The sequence below is a fragment of the Streptomyces noursei genome, from assembly GCF_001646665.1.
Lineage (GTDB): Bacteria > Actinomycetota > Actinomycetes > Streptomycetales > Streptomycetaceae > Streptomyces > Streptomyces lavendulocolor.
Genome location: NZ_LWBU01000090.1, coordinates 30,844 through 50,776 on the forward strand (window position 1 = coordinate 30,844; position 19,933 = coordinate 50,776).

The window sequence follows — 19,933 nt, forward strand, 5'->3', positions numbered from 1 at the left end:
CAGGCTAGCCCGTCCCGGTGCGGGTCGCCCAGGCAGGGCGTCCGTACGGCTCTCTGCCGGCGGTCGTATACGGCACCGGTACGCTGCCGTCTGCCAACCCCCCACGGTTTGATGAGAGGCAGTGCGCTGGTGACCTTTCTCGCCCCGGCTTCGCGCGCCCGCCGGGCCGCTCTCCCCGTCGCCCTGTGCGCCGGACTGACCGCGGTGCTCACCGCCTGCGGAGAGGAACCGCCGCCCGATCCGGACGCCGGCACGAACGGGGTGGGCAAGCTGTCCGCCACCGCGATCGAGTCGAAGGCGCGGGCCGCGGCGGGCCGGGCGACGGCGGTACGCCTGTCGGGGACGCTGGTCAGCAAGGGCGGCACGTACGAGCTGAACATGCGGCTGAGCCGGACCGGCGCGGCGGGGTCGGTGGTCACCCGGACGTCCACCTTCGAGCTGCTGCGGGTCGAGGACGCGCTGTACCTCAAGGCGGACGCGGACTTCTGGGCGAGCGCGACGGACGCGGAGGACGGCGGGCAGGGCGACTCCGGGTCGGAGGACCCGGAGGGCGAGGGCGACTCCGGGCCGGGGGACTCCGGGACCGGGGCGGCGGACAAGCTCGACGACAAGTACGTGAAGGTGCCCGAGGACGATCCGTCCTACAAGCAGCTGCGCGGCTTCACGGAGATGAACGTCCTGCTCGGAGGGCTGCTGGAACTGCACGGCGACGTCAACAAGGGCGACCGCTCCAAGATCGGCGGCATCCGCACGATCAAGGTCGCGGGCGGCCCCAAGGGCGAGGGCGGCACCCTCGACGTCTCCCTGGAGGGCACGCCCTATCCGCTCCAGTTCGCCCGGGGCGGCGGGGCGGGCGTGGTCGTCCTCTCGGACTGGAACAAGGCCTTCCCGCTGACGGCCCCGTCCAAGGAGGAGACGCTGGACTACGGGCGCCAGCTGCCCCGTACCAGCGACTGACGGCCCACCACCGCCCGGCGGACCGCTTCCGCCGGGCCCGGCGGGAGGGCAACGCCCGGCGGAGCGCGCGGTCAGCGCTTGCGGCGCTTCAGGAGCAGCCGGGGGAGCGCCGCCGGGACCGGGTTGCGGGTGGTGGCCGGCGTGGGGAGCGGGGGCGCGGCCAGGGAGCCGTCCGGGTGGGCGGTCGCCACGTCCCGCGGGGTGAGCCGCAGCACCCGGCACTCGCGCGCCCAGCGCTCGGTCATCGTCTCGGCGTCCGGGGCGTTCAGCCGCTTGCCCTTCAGCTCCGCGACCGCCGCCTCCCACGGCTCCGAGCCGGCCGCCAGTTCCGAGACGGCGGCCGTCCAGGCGACGACGCGGCCGCCCTTGTCCTTGCTGCGCACCGTCACCTCGGCGGCGGAGCCGTCCGCGAGCCCCGGCAGCGGCTGCTCGCCGGGGCCGTCACCGACGACGTGCGCCGCGCCGTCGACCCACACGTGCCACAGCGCGCGGGCCGGGCCCTCGCCCCGTACCCAGATCAGGCCGGACTTCTTGGTGGCCTCCTCGACGAGGGCCCGGTCGAGCAGTGCGTCAGTCATGACCCGCAGCTTAGCCAGTCGGGCTACAGCCAGCCGTTGCGCTTCAGGGTGCGGTGGATGGCGAAGCAGATGCCGATGATCCCGGTGAGGACCATGGGGTAGCCGTACTTCCAGTGCAGCTCCGGCATGTGGTCGAAGTTCATGCCGTACACCCCGCAGACCGCGGTGGGCACGGCCACGATCGCCGCCCACGAGGTGATCTTGCGCATGTCCTCGTTCTGCGCCACCGTCGCCTGCGCCAGGTTCGCCTGGAGGATGGAGTTCAGCAGTTCGTCGAAGCCGATGACCTGCTCCTGGACCCGCGCCAGGTGGTCGGCGACGTCCCGGAAGTACTTCTGGATGTCCGGGTCCACCAGCCGCATGGGCCGCTCGCTCAGCAGCTGCATCGGCCGCAGCAGCGGCGACACCGCCCGCTTGAACTCCAGTACCTCGCGCTTGAGCTGGTAGATGCGCCCGGTGTCGGTGCCGCGCGTGGAGCCCTTGGTGGGCGGCGAGAAGACGTCGATCTCGATCTGGTCGATGTCGATCTGCACCGCGTCGGCGACCGCGATGTAGCCGTCCACCACGTGGTCGGCGATCGCGTGCAGCACCGCCGAGGGGCCCTTGCCCAGCAGCTCCGGCTCACCCTCCATGCGGTGGCGCAGGTTGCGCAGCGAACCCTGCCCGCCGTGCCGGACGGTGATGACGAAGTCCCGGCCGGTGAAGCACATCACCTCACCGGTCTCCACGACCTCGCTGGTGGCGGTCAGCTCGGCGTGGTCGACGTAGTGGATGGTCTTGAAGACGGTGAACAGCGTGTCGTCGTACCGCTCCAGCTTCGGCCGCTGGTGGGCGTGGACCGCGTCCTCCACGGCCAGCGGGTGGAGCCCGAACTCCGCGGCGATACCGGCGAATTCGGCCTCCGTCGGCTCGTGCAGGCCGATCCAGGCGAAGCCGCCGCCCTCCCGTACCTGCCGCATCGCCTCGCGCGGCGTGAGGCAGGCGTCGCTGGCGTCGTCCTTCAGCCGGCGGCCGTCGCGGTAGACGGCGCAGTCCACCACGGCGGTGGAGGTGGAGGGGTCCCGGGTCGCGTCGTACGAGTTGTACGTGTTGTAGGGGGCACTGCTCTTGCGCAGGGACGGGCGGACCGCTGCGCGCAGGTCACGGATCATCGACATGGCTGGCTCCTTCACGGAGAGGCCGTCGCGGGGCGTGGCACAGCCCGGAATGAGGACGTGGCGTTCCTTACGTCCGCAAAGCGGGCGGCACCGCGGGATCGCGGTGACGGCGTTCGCTACAGACAGGCAAAACGGTGTGCTCTTCCGTCGTGCGAATGGCCGTGACCTCACTTCGACGCTCCACGTGGACGAGCGCGAGCGGGCGGCTGAGATGCCTCTCAGGTCACAGAGAAAAGCCGCGGGCGGAAGAGCGGTTGGTACTGCACGGTCGACTTCGATCCACCGCAGCCCCACCTCCTCCGGCCGGTCCCCCGTAAGGGATGACGTGTTGTCGGGACGGGGGAGCGACTCCCCGGCTTCAGCCCGGAGTCCTCCCGGCGTGCTGTCCCGACCAGCAGACGGCCAACACTATCAGCCGACCGGGAGTCAATCCCTTACTTTGCCCGTTCGATACGCGCTCTATGCTCCCCGCATGGGAGAAGTTCTTGCTCTGGTCGAGGCCCGGTTGCGTACCGCCCTCGGTGAACCGGACGCGCGCGCCGCGGTGACCTTCCTGGGCACCGACCGCATCGAGGTCCTCCGCTTCCCGGACGCCGCTCTCGGCCTGGTGAGGTACGCCACCCTCGGCATGTCGGCCCAGCCGATGACCGACCCGACCGCCGCGCTCGCCGACCCGGTGAAGGGCCCGCGCGCGGAGCTCCTGCTGTCGGTACGGGCGGGGCTCGCCGACACCGACAAGGCGCTGCGGCCGCTGGCCGTGCTCGCCGCCTCGCCGCAGGTCGAGGGCGTGGTCGTGGCGCCGGGCGCGTCCCTGGACACCGGCGAACCCCTGTGGCCCGGGGCGCCGTTCACCTCGGTGCTGGTCGCGGAGGCGGGCGGTCTGGTCGAGGACCTGGACCTGGACGCGCCGATGGACCCGGTGCGGTTCCTGCCGCTGCTGCCGATGACGCCCAACGAGGCGGCGTGGAAGCGGGTGCACGGCGCGCAGGCGCTCCAGGAGCGGTGGCTGGCGGCGGGCACGGACCTGCGGGACCCGCTGCGCGGGTCGGTGGACCTCGGCTGACGGCGAGGGCGCCCCGGCCCGCCGGCGAGGCTCATCGGTGTACGGGGCATCCGGTTCCGCGGCGGAGAACGGCACACCGGAGGGGTGATCGTCCTTGACGGGGCGACGGCCGGGGAGGACCGTGGAACCCTATGAGGGGCGAACCCAGTTGCCCGAAGTGTGGAGGCCGGGTCAGGGCGCCGGGTCTCTTTTCCGACTCGTGGCAGTGCGACGTGCACGGCGCCGTGCACCCGCTGCAGCCCGTGATCCCGCCCAGCGTCGAGGCGCTCGGCGTCGTCACGCACCGGTCCCAGGTGCCCGTCTGGATGCCCTGGCCGCTGCCCGTGGGCTGGCTGTTCACCGGTGTCGCGTACGCCGGTGACGACCGCAGCGGCGGCCGGGCGGCCGTCGTCGCCTGCTCGGGCCCCGCACCGCTCGGCGGCGTGGGCGAGCTGCTGCTGATCGCCGAGGAGCCCGGCGTCGGCCTCGGCGCGCGGTACGCCGGGATCGACGGCGTCGATCCCGGGCCGCACATGTGCACCGGCACCCGCCCGCAGTCCAAGGTCCTCGCCGCCGGCCGCCCCACCCCGCTGTGGCACGTCGGGGACGTCCCCGAGGACCGGGCGGTCTTCGCGGGCGAGGCCAGGGGACTGTGGCTGTGGGCCGTCGTCTGGCCCGAGAAGTCGGGCCTGCTGATGTACGACGAGCTGGTCCTGACCGACCTGCGGGAGGCCGGCTCGGAGGTGGAGCTGCTGCCGTGCGGCGCGCTGAGCCCCAGGCTGCTGGACTGACCGGCGGGAGCCCCGGCGGAACGCCGGTATCCTTCTAGGCGTCCCCCGTCCGTCCCGAGCCCCGGAGTCCCGCGTCGTGCGCATCGACCTGCACACCCACTCCACGGCTTCCGACGGTACGGACACCCCCGCCGAGCTGGTGCGCGCCGCCGCGGCGGCCGGGCTCGACGTCGTCGCGCTGACCGACCACGACACCACCCGCGGCCACGCCGAGGCGGTGGCCGCGCTGGCGGGCCTCGACCGCGGGATGACACTGGTCACAGGCGCCGAGCTGTCCTGCCGGATCGACGGCGTCGGCATGCACATGCTCGCGTACCTCTTCGACCCGGACGAGCCCGAGCTGGCCCGGGAGCGCGAGCTGGTGCGCGACGACCGCGTCCCGCGCGCCCAGGGCATGGTCGCCCGGCTGCGCGAGCTGGGCGTCCCCGTCACCTGGGAGCGCGTCGCCGCCATCGCCGGCGACGGTTCCGTCGGGCGGCCGCACATCGCCGAGGCGCTCGTCGAGCTGGGCGTCGTGCCCACCGTCTCCGACGCCTTCACCCCCCAGTGGCTCGCCGACGGCGGCCGGGCCTACGTCGAGAAGCGCGAGCTCGACCCGTTCACCGCCGTCCGGCTGGTCAAGGCGGCCGGCGGCGTCACCGTCTTCGCGCACCCCGGCGCCTCCAAGCGCGGCCGCACGGTGCCCGAGCAGGTCATCGCCGAGCTGGCCGCCTGCGGCCTGGACGGCATCGAGGTCGACCACATGGACCACGACGAGCCGACGCGCGCCCGGCTGCGCGGGCTCGCCGCCGAGCTGGGCCTGCTGACCACCGGCTCCAGCGACTATCACGGCACCCGCAAGACCTGCCGCCTCGGCGACTTCACCACCGACCCCGAGATCTACGGGGAGATCACGCGCCGCGCGACCGGCGCGTTCCCGGTGCCGGGCACCGGCGGACGGCGGGCGTAACCCCGCATCCCGGCACTTTTCTCTGTACGACCCTCTCCCCGCAAGGCCTCACCGTGTTCGACGTCGCCGTCTTCGGCTCCCTGTTCCTCACCCTTTTTGTCATCATGGATCCCCCCGGGATCACCCCGATCTTCCTCGCCCTGACCTCCGGCCGGGCCACCAAGGTGCAGCGCCGGATGGCCTGGCAGGCCGTCGCCGTCGCCTTCGGCGTGATCACCGTCTTCGGCATCCTCGGCCAGCAGATCCTCGCCTACCTGCACGTCTCCGTCCCCGCGCTGATGATCGCCGGCGGACTGCTCCTGCTGCTCATCGCCCTCGACCTGCTGACCGGCAAGACCGACGAGCCCAAGCAGACCAAGGACGTCAACGTCGCCCTGGTGCCGCTGGGCATGCCGCTGCTGGCCGGACCGGGCGCCATCGTCTCCGTGATCCTCGCCGTCCAGCACGCCGAGGGCGTGAGCGGCCAGGTCTCGGTCTGGGCGGCGATCGTCGCCATGCACGTCGTGCTGTGGCTGACCATGCGCTACTCGCTGCTGATCATCCGGGTCATCAAGGACGGCGGTGTGGTCCTGGTGACCCGCCTCGCCGGAATGATGCTGTCGGCGATCGCCGTGCAGCAGATCATCAACGGCGTCACCCAGGTCATCCAGGGGGCGTGAGCCCCGGACGCACTGCGCCCCCGTACGGATTCCGGCGCCCGTCGTGGGTCGGCCGGAGTCCGCGCGGGGGCGCGGTGTGTCGAGCGTCGTGCCGTTACGAGGCCGTGGTGACGGCCGGGCGGATCCAGATGCGCTGGCCGATCGAGGCGGCCTGCTGCACGATCCCGTTGACGGAGGCGGCGTCCACGACGGTGCGGTCCACGGGCGTGCCGTCGACGTCGTCGAGTCGCAGAATCTCGAAGCGCATGGGGCTTCTCCCTTCGTCTGAGTTGATCCTCCTGCTGGAGAACTGTGTTCGTACCGGTTCAACGGCTTGTAGGGGGCAAACATTCCCTACGCTAAAGAAAATTTTCGATCGGCTAAGTATTTGCTGGTGAGTGGTGGCGGGCACCCGCACGGCGGCGGACAATGAGCCCGGTATGAACCACGACCCCGACACCCCACACACCCCCGGCCTCGCCGATCTCGGCACCCGCCTGGAGCACACCAACGAACTCCTGCGGCGGATGCTGGCCGAGGTGGCCAAGACCCCCTCGACACACGCCATCTTCGTCGACGCCGGTTACGTCCATGCTGCGGCCGGGTTGCTGGTGGCGGGCACCGAGGACCGGCGCTCCTTCGACCTCGACGCGGAAGGGCTCATCGAGGCCTTCATCGACAAGGCCCGCACGATCTTCGCCGACAGCCGCCTGCTGCGCGTCTACTGGTACGACGGAGCCCGGCGCCGTATCCACACCTCCGAGCAGCAGGCCATCGCCGAACTCCCCGACGTCAAGGTCCGCCTCGGCAACCTCAACGCCAACAACCAGCAGAAGGGCGTGGACTCCCTCATCCGCTCCGACCTGGAGTCGCTCGCCCGCCACCGCGCCATCAGCGACGCCGCGCTGATCGGCGGCGACGAGGACCTCGTCCCGGCGGTCGAGGCGGCCCAGGGGTACGGCGCCCGTGTCCACCTGTGGGGCATCGAGGCCGCCGAGGGCCGCAACCAGGCCGAGCCGCTGCTCTGGGAGGTCGACAGCACCCGCACCTTCGACCTCGACTTCTGCCGCCCCTACGTCACGCGGCGGCCCGTCACCACGTACGAGAGCGAGGGCGAGCCGCCGCCGTCCCGCGACGAGGTGCGGCAGCTGGGCGCGCAGATCGCCGCGACCTGGCTGGGCGAGCGGGGCGCCGACGCGCTGGCCGAGCTGCTGCCCGGCCACCCCTACCTGCCCGGCCCGGTCGACCAGGACCTGCTCGTCGAGGCGGAACGCCGCCTCGGCCGGTCCCTGCGCGGGCACGCCGTGCTGCGGCGCTCCCTGCGCGACGGCTTCTGGCAGCAGCTTCAGTCGCGGCTCTGACGGTCCCAGAACCGCGCCACCGCCGCCGCCGTCTCCACCGGCCGGTCGGTGTTCGGCGAGTGCTCGGCGCCCTCCACCCGCGTCCGGTGGGCGCCCAGCCGCTGCGCCATCGCGTCCATGAGCGGCACCGGCCAGGTGTCGTCCCGGACGCCCGAGACGACGTGCACCGGCGGCCGCGGGATCACGGCCGCCAGCTCGTCGACCCGGTCCGGCTCGACGGTCAGCCGGCGCCCGGTCGCCAGCAGCTGCGCGGGGTTGTGCAGCAGCCAGCGCCGCCGCAGGTCCTCACGGTGACTGCCCCCCTCCTCCGCGTCCTCCGGCGGGTCGAGGGCGCGCATCGCCTCCCACACCTGCCCCATGGTCATCACCGCCAGCGCGTCGCTCAGCAGCTTGATCTTCTGTTGCTGGGCCGGCTCGACCTGGGCGGGACCCGACGACATCAGCGTCAGCGTGGCGAACGGCCGGGCGTCCAGCAGAACGGCCGCGCGGGCGATCTGACCGCCCAGCGAGTGCCCGAGGAGGTGGATCCCGGTACCCCCGAGAGCCGCAGCCTGGGCCAGCACGTCACGCGCCAGCTCCTCCTGGTCGTAGGCCTGCTGGTCGGCCGGGCCGGGCGTCTCGTACTGCCCGCGGCCGTCCACGGCGACGCTCCGGTAGCCGGCCGCCGCGAGCGGTTCGAGCATGGCGATGAAGTCCTCCTTGGACCCGGTGTACCCGGGCAGCAGGAGGGCTGTCCCCCTCGGCTCCGTACCGTCGGCGGGCGCCGCGTCCAGCACGGCGAAGTCACCGCGCGACGTGCGGAGCATGCGGGCACGGGCGCAGGGGGGCGGGGTGAAGGTGGGCGGACGGCTCATGGGACGAGGCTAGCGGGGACCCGCCGCGGGCGCGGAACACGGCGACGGCCCCGCCCCGGGAAGGGGAGGGGCCGTCACTCGTGTGCGGGTGCGCCGGTCGTCAGCTCTCGGGCTGGGCGGCGGCGACCGCCTTGGTGGCCCGGCGCCGGCGCGGCTTGGCCTCGGCGACGGCCTCGGTGGCGTCGGCGGTGGCCTCGGCGACCGGCTCGGCGGCCTTGCGGGTGCGGCGACGGGGCTTGGCCTCGGCGACCGGCTCGGCGGCTTCGGCCACCGGGGTGGCGGCTTCGGCGGTGGCCTCGACGGCCGGTTCGGCGGCCTTGCGGGTGCGGCGGCGCGGCTTGGTCTCGGCGACCGGCTCGGTGGCGTCGGCGGTGGCCTCGGCGACCGGTTCGGCGGCCTTGCGGGTGCGGCGACGGGGCTTGGTCTCGGCGACCGGCTCGGCGGCTTCGGCCACCGGGGCGGCGGCGTCGGCGGTGGCCTCGACGGCCGGTTCGGCGGCCTTGCGGGTGCGGCGGCGCGGCTTGGTCTCGGCGACCGGCTCGGCGGCTTCGGCCACCGGGGCGGCGGCGTCGGCGGTGGCCTCGACGGCCGGTTCGGCGGCCTTGCGGGTGCGGCGACGGGGCTTGGCCTCGGCGACCGGCTCCGCTGCCTCCTCGACCGGCACGGCGGTGGCGGTCGCGACGGCCTCCACCGGCGCGGCGCCCGCGCGGGTGCGGGTCCGGCGGCGGCGCGGCGTGCGGGGCTCGGCCGGCCCGTCCGCGGCGGGGGCGTCCGCGGCGGGGGCCACCGTCTCGGCGGTCACCGCCGCCTCGTCGGCGCCCAGCGGGGCGCCGCCCCGCGTACGACGGCGCTGGCGCGGCGTCCGGGTACGTGCCGGGCGCTCCTCCGAGCGCTCCGACCGGTCGCCACGCTCCGGGCGGTCCGAGCGCCGGCCGCGCGAACCGCGGCCGCCCGTCTCGCCCAGGTCCTCGACCTCTTCCGCGTCCAGACCGGCACGCGTCCGCTCGGCACGCGGCAGGACGCCCTTCGTGCCCTCGGGGATGTCCATGTCCGCGTAGAGGTGCGGGGACGTCGAGTACGTCTCGACCGGGTCGTTGAAGTCCAGGCCCAGCGCCTTGTTGATCAGCTGCCAGCGCGGGATGTCGTCCCAGTCGACCAGCGTGACGGCGATGCCCTTCTTGCCGGCGCGGCCCGTGCGGCCCACCCGGTGGAGGAAGGTCTTCTCGTCCTCGGGCGACTGGTAGTTGATCACGTGCGTGACGCCCTCGACGTCGATGCCTCGCGCCGCGACGTCGGTGCAGACGAGGACGTCCACCTTGCCGTTGCGGAAGGCGCGCAGCGCCTGCTCGCGGGCGCCCTGGCCGAGGTCGCCGTGGACCGCGCCGGAGGCGAAGCCGCGCCGCTCGAGCTGCTCGGCGATGTCGGCCGCCGTCCGCTTCGTACGGCAGAAGATCATCGCGAGCCCGCGGCCGTTGGCCTGGAGGATGCGCGAGACCATCTCGGGCTTGTCCATGGAGTGCGCGCGGTACACGTACTGCTTGGTGTTCGCGACCGTCGCCCCCGCGTCGTCCGGGGACGTGGCGCTGATGTGCGTCGGCTGCGACATGTAGCGGCGGGCCAGGCCGATGACCGCGCCCGGCATGGTCGCCGAGAACAGCATCGTCTGGCGCTTGACCGGAAGCATGTTGATGATCTTCTCGACGTCGGGCAGGAAGCCCAGGTCGAGCATCTCGTCGGCCTCGTCGAGCACGAGGGCCTTGATCTTGGACAGGTCCAGCTTGCGCTGACCGGCCAGGTCCAGCAGGCGGCCCGGGGTGCCGACGATCACGTCGACGCCCTTCTTCAGGGCCTCGACCTGCGGTTCGTAGGCGCGGCCGCCGTAGATCGCGAGGACACGGACGTTACGGACCTTGCCCGCGGTGAGCAGGTCGTTGGTGACCTGGGTGCACAGCTCGCGGGTGGGCACGACCACCAGCGCCTGCGGCGCGTCGGTCAGCTGCCCGGGCGTCGCCCGGCCCGCCTCGACGTCCGCGGGGACGGTGACGCGCTCCAGCAGCGGCAGGCCGAAACCGAGGGTCTTGCCCGTGCCGGTCTTGGCCTGGCCGATGACGTCGGTGCCGGAGAGGGCGACCGGGAGCGTCATTTCCTGGATGGGGAAGGGGGACGTGATGCCGACGGCCTCGAGGGCTTCGGCCGTCTCGGGAAGGATCCCGAGCTCTCGGAAAGTCGTAGTCAGGGTGCTGCCTCTTCTGTGAGACGCGGCATGAGGCGAACGCTGGGGGTCTTACCGTGCCGGTAGCGGCCGGCCGCAGGTCGTCAAGACCGCTGCCGGGTGGCGCGGGACCACTGCCGTCGCTCGAGCGTCATACCGCTGAGGGGCCCCTCATGTGCGGCTCATGCGCACGGAGGGCTGTCGGGTCGGAGCCGATCGGGCCACCGACCGGGCATCCTCATTCATGAGATGGCCCACCGAGTACGTACGAACATGACTGCATACTCAGCAGGCGCATTACCACTGTACCCCGGATCCCCGCAGGTGTGTTGGGCCAATTCATAAGGAGGGGGAGGTCACAGTGGATGACCAGGGCCTTCGGGGGCCCGGCGGGCGGGCTATTGTGCGCTTCATGGAGACGCCTGACAACGCCGCTGCTTCCACCGCCGCCGACGAACCGACCGGAATCGCCGCCCTGGACTGGGCCGGTGCCTCCGCCGAACCCCAGTACCGCGCCGCGGTCGTGGACCTGCTCGGCGCGCTCGCGTACGGAGAGCTCGCGGCCTTCGAGCGGCTGGCCGAGGACGCGAAGCTGGCGCCGACGCTCGCCGACAAGGCGGAGCTGGCGAAGATGGCGTCGGCCGAGTTCCACCACTTCGAGCGGCTTCGGGACCGGCTGGCGGCGATCGACGCCGAGCCGACGGCCGCGATGGAGCCGTTCGCCAAGGCGCTGGACGACTTCCACCGCCAGACCGCCCCCTCCGACTGGCTGGAGGGCCTGGTCAAGGCGTACGTGGGCGACTCGATCGCCAGCGACTTCTACCGCGAGGTCGCCGTCCGGCTCGACTCCGACACCCGCGCTCTGGTGCTGACCGTCCTGGACGACACCGGCCACGGAAACTTCGCCGTCGAGAAGGTGCGCGCCGCGATCGAGGCCGACCCGCGGGTGGGCGGCCGTCTCGCGCTGTGGGCGCGCCGCCTGATGGGCGAGGCCCTGTCGCAGGCCCAGCGGGTGGTCGCCGAGCGGGACGCGCTGTCGACGATGCTGGTGGGCGGCGTCGCGGACGGGTTCGACCTGGCGGCGGTGGGCGAGATGTTCTCCCGCATCACGAAGGCGCACACCAAGCGCATGGCCGCGCTGGGCCTGGCGGCCTGACCCCTTCGGCGCGGCGCCGCCCGGCGCCGGCCGGTGGTGCGGGCCGGGTGGGCTCCTGCCGGTGGGTGGGGTGCCTGGTCGTTCGGCTTCTGCCGGTGGGTGGGGGCGGGTGTCTGGTCCTGCGGCGGGGGATGCTCGGACTCTCGCTTCGCTCGTCTTACGTCCGAGCACCCCCCGCCTCCGGCCCCGACACCCTCACGCACGCGTGCCGCGGGGCCTCGGCCCGCCCCGGAAGGGGGACGCGCAGTGGGGGGTGTTCCGGGCGTAAGACGACCGAGCTTGCGAGGGAGAGCCCGGGACACCCGCCACGGAGCGGACCCCAACGGCAACCGACCCGGGCGGGCGACCCCGAGCACGGCGACGCCCCGGGGCGCGGACCCCACGGCAACCGGCACCGGCCGGGTCACCGGGGAAACCCGAGCCCACCGCAACCGACGCCCGGACGGGCGGACCGGCGGGTCAGGTCTGCGTCGCCGCCGAGCGGCGCAGGCGGCGGGTGGGGCGCAGGAGCAGGGAGAGGACGACGGCCGCGACCGCGACCGCGCCCAGCAGGGTGCCCAGCGCGTGGCCGGGGCCCAGGGCCGCGTGGGTGATCAGCGCCCCGAAGAGCGAGCCGAGCACCCCGGTGCCGAGGACGGCGCGGCGTGACGGGAGCCGGTGGGCGAGCCGGTGGGCGGCCGCCCAGGACAGGGCGTAACCGAGGACGACGGCACCGATGGCTTCCCAGAACACGCGGATCACCTCGCGGACGGCGGGGCGGGCAAAACGGTCACATGCCGTCCTACCCGATGCGCGTGAAACGCAATCCTTCCCGTGGGGCACGGGAAAAGGCACGGCAAAGGCCCGGCGGGTTGTCCCGCCGGGCCTTTCCCGTGCACTTCGTCCTGCTCAGAGCGCCCCGAAGCCCACGCGCGGCTTCGCCGGCTCGCCGATCTCCACGTAGGCGATGCGGTCGGTCGGTACCAGGACCTTCCGGCCCTTGTCGTCCGTCAGGCTGAGCAGCTGCGTCTTGCCGGCCAGCGCGTCGGACACCGCGCGCTCCACCTCCTCGGCGGACAGACCGCTCTCCAGAACGATCTCCCGGGGCGCGTGCTGCACGCCGATCTTGACCTCCACGGCTATGTCCCTCCGAACGGTCAGCGTTGCGCGGTCAGCCGCGCCGTACGCTGCACACATTAGCCCGGAGAGACGACCCCGATCATCAGTGGGATTCGGAGCCGTGCAGCGGGAAGCCCGCGATGCCCCGCCAGGCCAGCGACGTCAGCAGCTGGACCGCCTTGTCGCGCGGGATCGTCGACTCGCTGGACAGCCAGTAGCGGGCGACCACCTGGGAGACGCCGCCCAGGCCCACGGCGAGCAGCATCGACTCGTCCTTGGACAGGCCCGTGTCCTCGGCGATGACGTCCGAGATCGCCTCCGCGCACTGCAGCGAGACCCGCTCGACGCGTTCGCGCACCGCCGGCTCGTTGGTCAGGTCGGACTCGAAGACGAGGCGGAACGCGCCGCCCTCGTCCTCCACGTACGCGAAGTAGGCGTCCATGGTGGCCGCCACGCGCAGCTTGTTCTCCGTGGTGGAGGCGAGCGCGGTCCGTACGGCCTGGAGCAGCGACTCGCAGTGCTGGTCCAGCAGTGCCAGGTACAGCTCCAGCTTCCCGGGGAAGTGCTGGTAGAGCACGGGCTTGCTGACACCCGCGCGCTCCGCGATGTCGTCCATCGCGGCCGCGTGGTACCCCTGTGCGACAAACACTTCCTGGGCGGCGCCCAGGAGCTGGTTGCGTCGGGCTCGGCGCGGCAGGCGCGTGCCCCGCGGGCGCGCCGCCTCTGTCTGCTCGATGGCTGTCACGCCGCCTCCCAAAATCGATCCTTGCGCGCTGTGCGCCGCGCCCGCCATCGTACTTTTGGGTAACCCGGCTGTGCGCGGTGCGAGCGCAGAATTTCACGTACCGGACGGGCGGGGTAGCAGGATATTCAACGTTAAACCGACCAAATCATCGGTAGTCGTCCTCGTCGTGCGCCACCACGCGCGTCTGTTCGGCGGCGTCGGCCTCGTTCGCGACGGTCGGATCGACCCGGGTGAGCGGTTCGTCGCTGCGCTCCTGCAAATCCCTGTGCTGCTCGGCGGCGTCGGCCTCGGGCGTCTCCTCGTCCAGGGGTGCGGCCTCCTCGCCGTTCTCCGCGGTCTCGAAGGTCTCCGGGTCGGTCGGGTCGACGGTCATGGGCTCCCTTTCACTGGGCGGATCCACATCGGTGTGCGGGGGCCTGGGCGAAATGCCCTCACGTACGAGCCTAGGAGGTACCCCTTTCCTGCGCTATGCGATCTGTGACGGCGAACACACCGGAGCCCGCGTGATCGTCTCGTAACATTGGCGCATGTCTTCGACCGAGCTGCCGGAAGCCGTCGCCGCCACCGCGGCGGGGCCGCGGGTGAGCACCGTGCGGGTCGCGGAGGGGGAGCGGCTGCGCTCCGTGACGCTGCCCGGACTGACGCTGAACGTGCGCCACCGGCCGTCGGACCGCACCGGGCTGCCGCCCGCCCTGTACGTGCACGGGCTCGGGGGCTCCTCCCAGAACTGGTCCGCCCTGATGCCGCTCCTCGAGGACCTGGTCGACGGCGAGGCGGTCGACCTCCCGGGCTTCGGCGACTCCCCGCCGCCCGACGACGGCAACTACTCCCTGACCGCGCACGCCCGCGCGGTCATCCGGCTGCTGGACGCCGGCGGGCGCGGGCCCGTCCACCTGATCGGGAACTCGCTGGGCGGGGCCGTCGCCACCCGCGTCGCGGCGGTCCGGCCCGACCTGGTCCGGACGCTGACCCTGGTCTCGCCCGCGCTGCCGGAGCTGCGGCCCCAGCGCGGCGCCTGGCCCACGGCGCTGCTGGCGCTGCCCGGCGTCGCCTCCCTCTTCACCCGGATCACCCGGGAATGGACGGCGGAGCAGCGGGTGCGCGGGGTGTTGTCCCTCTGTTACGGCGACCCCGGGCGGGTCACCGACGAGGGCTTCCGCAACGCGGTCGAGGAGATGGAGCGGCGCCTGGGGCTGCCGTACTTCTGGGACGCCATGGCCCGCTCGGCGCGCGGCATCGTCGACGCGTACACGCTCGGCGGCCAGCACGGGCTGTGGCGGCAGGCCGAGCGGGTGCTCGCGCCGACGCTGCTGGTGTACGGGGGCCGGGACCAGCTGATCTCGTTCCGGATGGCGCGCAGGGCGGCGGCCGCCTTCCGCGACTCGCGGCTCCTGACGCTTCCGGACGCGGGCCACGTGGCGATGATGGAGTACCCGGAGACGGTCGCCCGGGCCGTACGGGACCTGATCGCCGAGGCCGACGGCGCCGACGGCCGTGACGGCGGCGGCGACAGCGGCGACACTGGCATCGACGACAACGACGGGAGCTGATCCGGGGCGTGGGACGACATAGCCGCAAAGGCCCCGCACCTCAGGGCTCCGAACAGGGTGCGCAGGCCGCCGGCGCGGTACGCGGGGGGGCACGTCCGGGCACCGGGCGCCGCCGCCGGGCCGCCGCGCCGCCTCCCGAGCCGCACGCCACACACCTCCGCCACCCCGGCCACCCGGACCAGGCCCCGGCCGCCGGGCCCCAGCAGCCGGTCCGCGGCGGCCACCCCGAGCAGCGCGAGCCGGGCGGCGGCTGGGGCGGCACCGGGCGCTACGGCGACTGGCGCGGTGCACCCGCCGCCCCCGCCCGGCCCCCGGGTCCGTCGGCCGGCCCGGCGGGTCCCCCCGGACCGGCCGGTCCCGCGGGCCGCAACGGCCGCCCGGCCTCCCAGGGCCCCGCGACCGGGCTGGGCGCGGGCGCCCGGATACCCGGCCCGCGCCGGGAATTCGTCGAGGCCTTCGACGGCTCCTCGCAGGGGGCGCCGCCCGAGCCGCCCGCCCCGCCCGCGCCCGGAGAGGGCGACCCCGCCGACCGGCCGGGCGGCGGCAAGGGGCGTACCGTCACCGGCATCGCGGCAGCAGCCGTCACCACCGTCCTCGCCGTCGTCGTGGCCGGCCAGGTCACCGGCTCCGGGCCGGACGACTCCGCCGCCCGCCCGCCGGGAGAGGCGGCCGAGCGCGGCCAGGCCGGCGGCGGCACCGACGCCCGCTTCGACCGGTCGGACCGTTCCGACGAGCGCGCCGTCCCGCCGCCGCCCGCGCGCCGCGCCGCCCCGGTGACGTACGCGCAGCTGATGGCGAAGCCGTTCCCGCTCGACCCCAAGCTGAAGGGGCCGGGCGAGTTCGAGGTCGTCCCCGGCACCGACCGCGCCCCGGGGAAGGGGCGCAAGGTGCGCTACCGGATCGACGTCGAGAAGGGACTCGGCCTGGACTCCGGTCTGTTCGCCCGGGCCGTCCAGCAGACCCTGAACGACGACCGCAGCTGGGCGCACGGCGGTGCCATGACCTTCGAGCGGGTCTCCAGCGGGGAGGCCGAGTTCGTGGTCACGCTGGCGAGCCCGGTCACCACCGGCGTCTGGTGCGCCAAGTCCGGTCTGGACACCACCGTCGACAACGTCTCGTGCGACTCCGCCGCGACCGAGCGCGTGATGATCAACGCCTACCGCTGGGCCCAGGGATCGGCCACGTACGGCGTCGGGGCGATGCACCCGTACCGGCAGATGCTCATCAACCACGAGGTGGGGCACCGGCTCGGGCACAACCACGTGAACTGCCGCACCCCGGGCGCCCTGGCACCGGTGATGCAGCAGCAGACCAAGTCCCTGGAGGTCGAGGGCGTCAAGTGCCGCCCCAACCCCTGGGTGTTCCCGAACGGCTGACCGGCGCGGCGCCGGGCGCGACCCGCCAGTAGCGCGTCGAAACGCCACGAGTACGGGAAAGTTACGAGCATTCACCCCTTCCGGTGGCGCGACGGACAACCGTCCGTCGCGCCACCGGCATATCCGCTTACGTTCTTCCCGCTGTGAGCCGCCGGACCAACGGTGGCCGCACCCAAGGGAGATCGGGGGTGTACTCGTGCGGATCGGACTGCTCACCGAGGGTGGATACCCGTACGCCACGGGTGAGTCCAGGCTCTGGTGCGACCGGCTGGTGCGCGGGCTCGCACGGCACGACTTCGACGTCTACGCCCTGAGCCGCAGTGCCCGGCAGGAGGACGCCGGCTGGATCCCGCTCCCGCCCCAGGTGCGGCGCGTGCGCACCGCCCCGCTCTGGGGCCCGCAGGAGGACTGGCTCGGCGGAAGCGGCCGCCACGCGGTACGCGCGTACGGCCGGCGCGAGCGCCGGCGCTTCACCACCTGCTTCGCGGAGCTGGCCACCGCGGTCTGCCGGACACCGGACGCCGTCCCGGACGCGGGCACCGGCACCGGCTGCGCCACGGCCTTCGCGGACGGGCTGTACGGGCTCGCCGACCTCGCCCGGGAGCACGGAGGCCTCGCCGCCGCGCTCCGTTCCGAGACCGCCGTGCGCGTCCTGGAGTCCGCCTGCCGCGCCGGGGGTGTGCGCCGGGGCGTGCACGGCGCCACCCTGCCCGACCACCTCGCCTTCGCCGACCGGGTGGAGCGCGCCCTGCGCCCCCTCTCCCTCGACTGGTACGGCGAGGACGGCCTCGGCGCGGTCGACCTCTGCCACGCGGCGTCGGGCGGGTCCGCGGCCCTGCCCGGACTGCTGGCCAAACGCTTCTTCGGAGTCCCGCTGCTGGTCACCGAGTACGGCGTGCACCTGCGCACGCACTACCTCACGGTCGCCGACGCGCCGGTCAGCGCGCCCGTGCGCACCCTCCTCGCCGCGTTCCAGAACCTCCTGACCGCCGAGGTGTACCGGCGGGCGGACGTCCTCACGCCCGGCAACACCCACGCCCGCCGCTGGCAGGAGAGGTGCGGAGCCGACCGGGCCAAGCTGCGCACCGTCCACCCGGGCATGGCGGCCGACCGGTTCGCGGCCGTGGGGGAGAGCGGCGACGGCGGCGACCCCCGCACGCTGGTGTGGGTGGGGCGGATCGAACCCGCCAAGGACCTCGTGGGCCTGCTGCACGCCTTCGCCGAGGTACGGCGGGAGGAGCCCGCGGCCCGGCTGCGGATCGTGTGCGCACCGGTCCGCGACGCCGAGTCCGCGACGTACCGCACCCACTGCGAGGCCCTGGCCGCCCAGCTCTTCCCCGACGAGGCCGCGGCCGCCCACACCGTGGGCGACAACCCCGTCTCCTTCGAGGACCTCGGCGGCCCGTACGCGCCCGATGTCACCGACGCGTACGCCGGCGCCGGGGTGGTCGTCCTGTCCAGCGTGGTCGAGGGCTTCCCGGTCGGTCTGGTCGAGGCCATGCTCTGCGGCCGGGCCACCGTCTCGACGGACGTCGGCGCGGTGGTCGAGGCCGTCGGGGGCACGGGGCTGGTCGTACCCCCGCGCAATCCGCGGGCGCTCGCCGACGCGTGCCTGGCGCTGCTGCGCGACCCGGCGCGGCGGGAACGGCTGGGCGCCGCCGCGCGCGCCCGCGCACTGGAACTGTTCACGGTCGAGCAGAACGTCGCGGCCTTCCGCGGGATCTACCTGGAGCTCATCTCCCGCGCGCCGGTCCACCGCGAGGCGGACGCCGTCGGCGCGGACGGCGAGCCCCTGCCCTTCGCGCATCCCGCCGAGGCGTACGTCGCCGGGCACTGGACGGGACGCGGCCCGGGCGGTGGCACCCCGGCGTGGGCCGCCGCCCCGCAGCCGGTGAGCACCGGGCCCGCGCCGGGCGGCCCGGTCCTGGCGGGCGCCCAGGCGCCGGCGGCCGAGGCACCCGTGGCGGACGTGCCGGCGGCGGCCGCTCCCGCGACGGACACGGCGGCTGCGGCGCACGAACCGGCGGGCGGCGCCGGCCTGGTCGTCGCCTCACTGCCGGTCGCGGCGTCGTTCCCGGTCGCGGGGAGGGTGGACGGCCATGTCTGACGGAGGTACACCGGCGGCGGGCGGCCCCGCCCGGGGCGTCCGCCCGGCCCCCGCGGCCCCCGCGGCCGGGGACGACCGCGCGGGGCACGGGCGCACGGCCGGCGGCGGAGGCACGGCCGGCGGCGGACGCACGGCCGGCGACCGGACCGCTCCGGGCGACCGCACGGCCGGGAGGGGCGAGCGCCTCGTGGGGCAGGCCCGTACGGCCGTCACCCGGCACGGGTCCGCCGACCCCGTGAAGGCGCTGCTGCACCGGCACCGGGAGCTGTGCGAACGGGCGGTCGACCCGCTGGAGATCGCCGCCGGGCTGGAGGCCCACGGAGTCACCGACCGCACCGCCGCCCGGTTCCGGCACCGCGACGTGTTCTCGCTCGCCGAGGAGCTGTACGCGCGCGTCCCGCGCGGTGACGGCGGCACCCGCTACGGCTCCGCCGCCCCCGCTTCCGGCGCGGCCACCCCCTGGAGCGCCGGCGCGCTCCTCCTGGCCCTGCTGCCCGGCGCGCTGGGCCTGCTCACCGTCGCCGGTCTGACCGCCACGGACGGGCCGCTGCGGGCGGCCGTCGGCGTGGCCGGCGCCCTCGGGCTCGCCGTCGCGCTCGCCGGCCCCGCCCCGGCGCCTGGCACGCGCGCGTGGACCGGGTTCCTGCTGATCTACGCGCTGGTCGGTGACGGGCTCCTCGCCGAACTGCTGGCCGGCGGCCCCGACGGGCCCTGGCCCCTGGACGCCCCGCCCCTGCTGGGCCTCGCCCTGGCCGCCGCCCCCGCGGTCTGGTGCGCCCGGCTCTTCGCCACCCGGGCCCGGCGCAGGCTGGCCGGCAGCCGCGGCCTGGCCGACTTCGCCGCAGGCACCCGCCCCTTGCTCCTCGGGGTGGTCGCCCTGTACACGGTGGCCCTCACCGGCCTGCTCGCGCTGGTCGGAACCGTCCTGGGCGCCGGTCCGCCCGGGGGCGGCGCCGTGGCGCTCGGCGTGCTGCTCTTCCTCGCCCGGCTGCTCACCGCCCACGGTTACCGCGGGGCGGCCGCGTCGGGCCTCGCCGCCGCGTGCGCCGTGCACGGCCTCGCCCTCGCGTCGGTGCTCGCCGCCCGCCTGCCGGGCTGCGACCTGCTCGCCCGCCCCGTCGAGGCGGCCTTCTCCGCCGGGGGACCCGCGGCCGTCCCCGCCCTCGCGTGCGGTGCCGCCGCCCTCGCCCTGCTGGGACACGCCACCGCCGTACTCGGCCGGGCCTCCGCCCATGCGGGCACCGCCGCGACCTGAACCGCGAGCCGCCGGTACCCGCGCACACCCCTTTCACCAGCACACACGCCCAAGGAGAGAACAGACATGACCCCCCAGACCCCTGCAACGGCCACTCGGCGCGAAGG

20 protein-coding genes are annotated in these 19,933 nt (G+C 74.2%); 11 read left to right on the forward strand and 9 right to left on the reverse strand.

The annotated features are described in order from the left end of the window. The first annotated feature begins 129 nt into the window (after positions 1–129). A complete protein-coding gene (locus A4V12_RS07550) occupies positions 130–957 on the forward strand; it encodes a hypothetical protein (protein ID WP_064068454.1) in 828 nt (275 codons plus the stop codon). Between the two features lie 71 nt (positions 958–1,028). Here the strand turns inward: A4V12_RS07550 and A4V12_RS07555 are convergent, their stop codons facing one another. Then, on the reverse strand, positions 1,029–1,535 hold the full coding sequence (locus A4V12_RS07555; protein ID WP_064068455.1) for a hypothetical protein: 507 nt from the start codon (positions 1,533–1,535) through the stop codon (positions 1,029–1,031). Positions 1,536–1,558: 23 nt separating this feature from the next. Beyond that, a complete protein-coding gene (locus tag A4V12_RS07560; protein ID WP_064068456.1) occupies positions 1,559–2,692 on the reverse strand; it encodes a magnesium and cobalt transport protein CorA in 1,134 nt (377 codons plus the stop codon). A gap of 472 nt (positions 2,693–3,164) precedes the next feature. On the opposite strand from A4V12_RS07560, the gene A4V12_RS07565 reads away from it, so the two are divergent. The 4 genes from A4V12_RS07565 to A4V12_RS07580 all read left to right on the forward strand — a co-directional run bounded on the left by A4V12_RS07565 (position 3,165) and on the right by A4V12_RS07580 (position 6,133). Then, on the forward strand, positions 3,165–3,755 hold the full coding sequence (locus A4V12_RS07565; protein ID WP_064068457.1) for a suppressor of fused domain protein: 591 nt from the start codon (positions 3,165–3,167) through the stop codon (positions 3,753–3,755). A 131-nt stretch (positions 3,756–3,886) separates the two neighbouring features. After that, on the forward strand, positions 3,887–4,525 hold the full coding sequence (locus A4V12_RS07570) for a DUF6758 family protein (RefSeq protein ID WP_064068458.1): 639 nt from the start codon (positions 3,887–3,889) through the stop codon (positions 4,523–4,525). A gap of 76 nt (positions 4,526–4,601) precedes the next feature. Next, positions 4,602–5,474: a PHP domain-containing protein gene (locus A4V12_RS07575; protein ID WP_064068459.1), complete on the forward strand. Its 873-nt coding sequence runs from the start codon at positions 4,602–4,604 to the stop codon at positions 5,472–5,474. A gap of 53 nt (positions 5,475–5,527) precedes the next feature. Beyond that, positions 5,528–6,133 (forward strand): MarC family protein, encoded by a 606-nt coding sequence (locus A4V12_RS07580; RefSeq protein WP_064068460.1) that lies wholly within the window; start codon positions 5,528–5,530, stop codon positions 6,131–6,133. A 94-nt stretch (positions 6,134–6,227) separates the two neighbouring features. On the opposite strand, the gene A4V12_RS36280 is transcribed toward A4V12_RS07580, so the two are convergent. Then, positions 6,228–6,380 (reverse strand): hypothetical protein, encoded by a 153-nt coding sequence (locus A4V12_RS36280; RefSeq protein WP_107415354.1) that lies wholly within the window; start codon positions 6,378–6,380, stop codon positions 6,228–6,230. A 172-nt stretch (positions 6,381–6,552) separates the two neighbouring features. Here A4V12_RS36280 and A4V12_RS07585 point away from each other — a divergent pair, with 172 nt between their 5' ends. Beyond that, entirely contained in the window at positions 6,553–7,473 is a 921-nt protein-coding gene (locus A4V12_RS07585) for an NYN domain-containing protein (protein WP_064068461.1), read from the forward strand. On the opposite strand, the gene A4V12_RS07590 is transcribed toward A4V12_RS07585, so the two are convergent. Together A4V12_RS07590 and A4V12_RS07595 are read right to left on the reverse strand one after the other, a co-directional pair. Further along, a complete protein-coding gene (locus A4V12_RS07590; protein WP_064068462.1) occupies positions 7,458–8,327 on the reverse strand; it encodes an alpha/beta fold hydrolase in 870 nt (289 codons plus the stop codon). The genes A4V12_RS07585 and A4V12_RS07590 overlap by 16 nt on opposite strands. A gap of 100 nt (positions 8,328–8,427) precedes the next feature. Continuing rightward, complete coding sequence (locus A4V12_RS07595; RefSeq protein WP_064068463.1) at positions 8,428–10,470, reverse strand: DEAD/DEAH box helicase; 2,043 nt, start codon at positions 10,468–10,470, stop codon at positions 8,428–8,430. A 481-nt stretch (positions 10,471–10,951) separates the two neighbouring features. Here A4V12_RS07595 and A4V12_RS07600 point away from each other — a divergent pair, with 481 nt between their 5' ends. Further along, a complete protein-coding gene (locus tag A4V12_RS07600) occupies positions 10,952–11,695 on the forward strand; it encodes a ferritin-like fold-containing protein (RefSeq protein WP_064068591.1) in 744 nt (247 codons plus the stop codon). Between the two features lie 459 nt (positions 11,696–12,154). Here A4V12_RS07600 and A4V12_RS07605 read toward each other — a convergent pair whose 3' ends face one another. The 4 genes from A4V12_RS07605 to A4V12_RS07620 all read right to left on the reverse strand — a co-directional run bounded on the left by A4V12_RS07605 (position 12,155) and on the right by A4V12_RS07620 (position 13,911). Further along, entirely contained in the window at positions 12,155–12,427 is a 273-nt protein-coding gene (locus A4V12_RS07605; protein WP_064068464.1) for a hypothetical protein, read from the reverse strand. Positions 12,428–12,583: 156 nt separating this feature from the next. After that, positions 12,584–12,811 (reverse strand): DUF3107 domain-containing protein, encoded by a 228-nt coding sequence (locus tag A4V12_RS07610; RefSeq protein ID WP_064068465.1) that lies wholly within the window; start codon positions 12,809–12,811, stop codon positions 12,584–12,586. Positions 12,812–12,896: 85 nt separating this feature from the next. Then, positions 12,897–13,538 carry a TetR/AcrR family transcriptional regulator gene (locus A4V12_RS07615; protein WP_064068466.1) on the reverse strand — a complete coding sequence of 214 codons (642 nt, stop codon included), beginning with the start codon at positions 13,536–13,538 and terminating at the stop codon, positions 12,897–12,899. 145 nt (positions 13,539–13,683) lie between these two features. After that, positions 13,684–13,911, reverse strand: a complete 228-nt coding sequence (locus A4V12_RS07620; RefSeq protein ID WP_064068467.1) for a hypothetical protein — start codon at positions 13,909–13,911, stop codon at positions 13,684–13,686. A gap of 154 nt (positions 13,912–14,065) precedes the next feature. Between A4V12_RS07620 and A4V12_RS07625 the strand changes: the two genes are divergently transcribed. From A4V12_RS07625 to A4V12_RS07640, 4 genes are all read left to right on the forward strand, one after another. Continuing rightward, positions 14,066–15,088, forward strand: coding sequence for an alpha/beta fold hydrolase (locus A4V12_RS07625; protein ID WP_064068468.1), 1,023 nt, complete (start codon positions 14,066–14,068; stop codon positions 15,086–15,088). A gap of 8 nt (positions 15,089–15,096) precedes the next feature. After that, positions 15,097–16,464 (forward strand): DUF3152 domain-containing protein, encoded by a 1,368-nt coding sequence (locus tag A4V12_RS07630; protein WP_064068469.1) that lies wholly within the window; start codon positions 15,097–15,099, stop codon positions 16,462–16,464. A gap of 196 nt (positions 16,465–16,660) precedes the next feature. Continuing rightward, positions 16,661–18,571: a DUF3492 domain-containing protein gene (locus tag A4V12_RS07635; RefSeq protein ID WP_079136892.1), complete on the forward strand. Its 1,911-nt coding sequence runs from the start codon at positions 16,661–16,663 to the stop codon at positions 18,569–18,571. After that, positions 18,564–19,826 carry a hypothetical protein gene (locus A4V12_RS07640; protein WP_107415356.1) on the forward strand — a complete coding sequence of 421 codons (1,263 nt, stop codon included), beginning with the start codon at positions 18,564–18,566 and terminating at the stop codon, positions 19,824–19,826. The genes A4V12_RS07635 and A4V12_RS07640 overlap by 8 nt, the downstream gene beginning before the upstream one ends. Positions 19,827–19,933: the final 107 nt, after the last annotated feature.

Coding starts and splice junctions, on each gene's coding strand:
- A4V12_RS07555 (WP_064068455.1), bottom strand. CDS start 1,535: ATGACTGACGCACTGCTCGACCGGGCCCTCGTCGAGGAGGCCACCAAG.
- A4V12_RS07560 (WP_064068456.1), bottom strand. CDS start 2,692: ATGTCGATGATCCGTGACCTGCGCGCAGCGGTCCGCCCGTCCCTGCGC.
- A4V12_RS07565 (WP_064068457.1), top strand. CDS start 3,165: ATGGGAGAAGTTCTTGCTCTGGTCGAGGCCCGGTTGCGTACCGCCCTC.
- A4V12_RS07570 (WP_064068458.1), top strand. CDS start 3,887: ATGAGGGGCGAACCCAGTTGCCCGAAGTGTGGAGGCCGGGTCAGGGCG.
- A4V12_RS36280 (WP_107415354.1), bottom strand. CDS start 6,380: ATGCGCTTCGAGATTCTGCGACTCGACGACGTCGACGGCACGCCCGTG.
- A4V12_RS07585 (WP_064068461.1), top strand. CDS start 6,553: ATGAACCACGACCCCGACACCCCACACACCCCCGGCCTCGCCGATCTC.
- A4V12_RS07590 (WP_064068462.1), bottom strand. CDS start 8,327: ATGAGCCGTCCGCCCACCTTCACCCCGCCCCCCTGCGCCCGTGCCCGC.
- A4V12_RS07595 (WP_064068463.1), bottom strand. CDS start 10,470: ATGACGCTCCCGGTCGCCCTCTCCGGCACCGACGTCATCGGCCAGGCC.
- A4V12_RS07600 (WP_064068591.1), top strand. CDS start 10,952: ATGGAGACGCCTGACAACGCCGCTGCTTCCACCGCCGCCGACGAACCG.
- A4V12_RS07620 (WP_064068467.1), bottom strand. CDS start 13,911: ATGACCGTCGACCCGACCGACCCGGAGACCTTCGAGACCGCGGAGAAC.
- A4V12_RS07625 (WP_064068468.1), top strand. CDS start 14,066: ATGTCTTCGACCGAGCTGCCGGAAGCCGTCGCCGCCACCGCGGCGGGG.
- A4V12_RS07640 (WP_107415356.1), top strand. CDS start 18,564: ATGTCTGACGGAGGTACACCGGCGGCGGGCGGCCCCGCCCGGGGCGTC.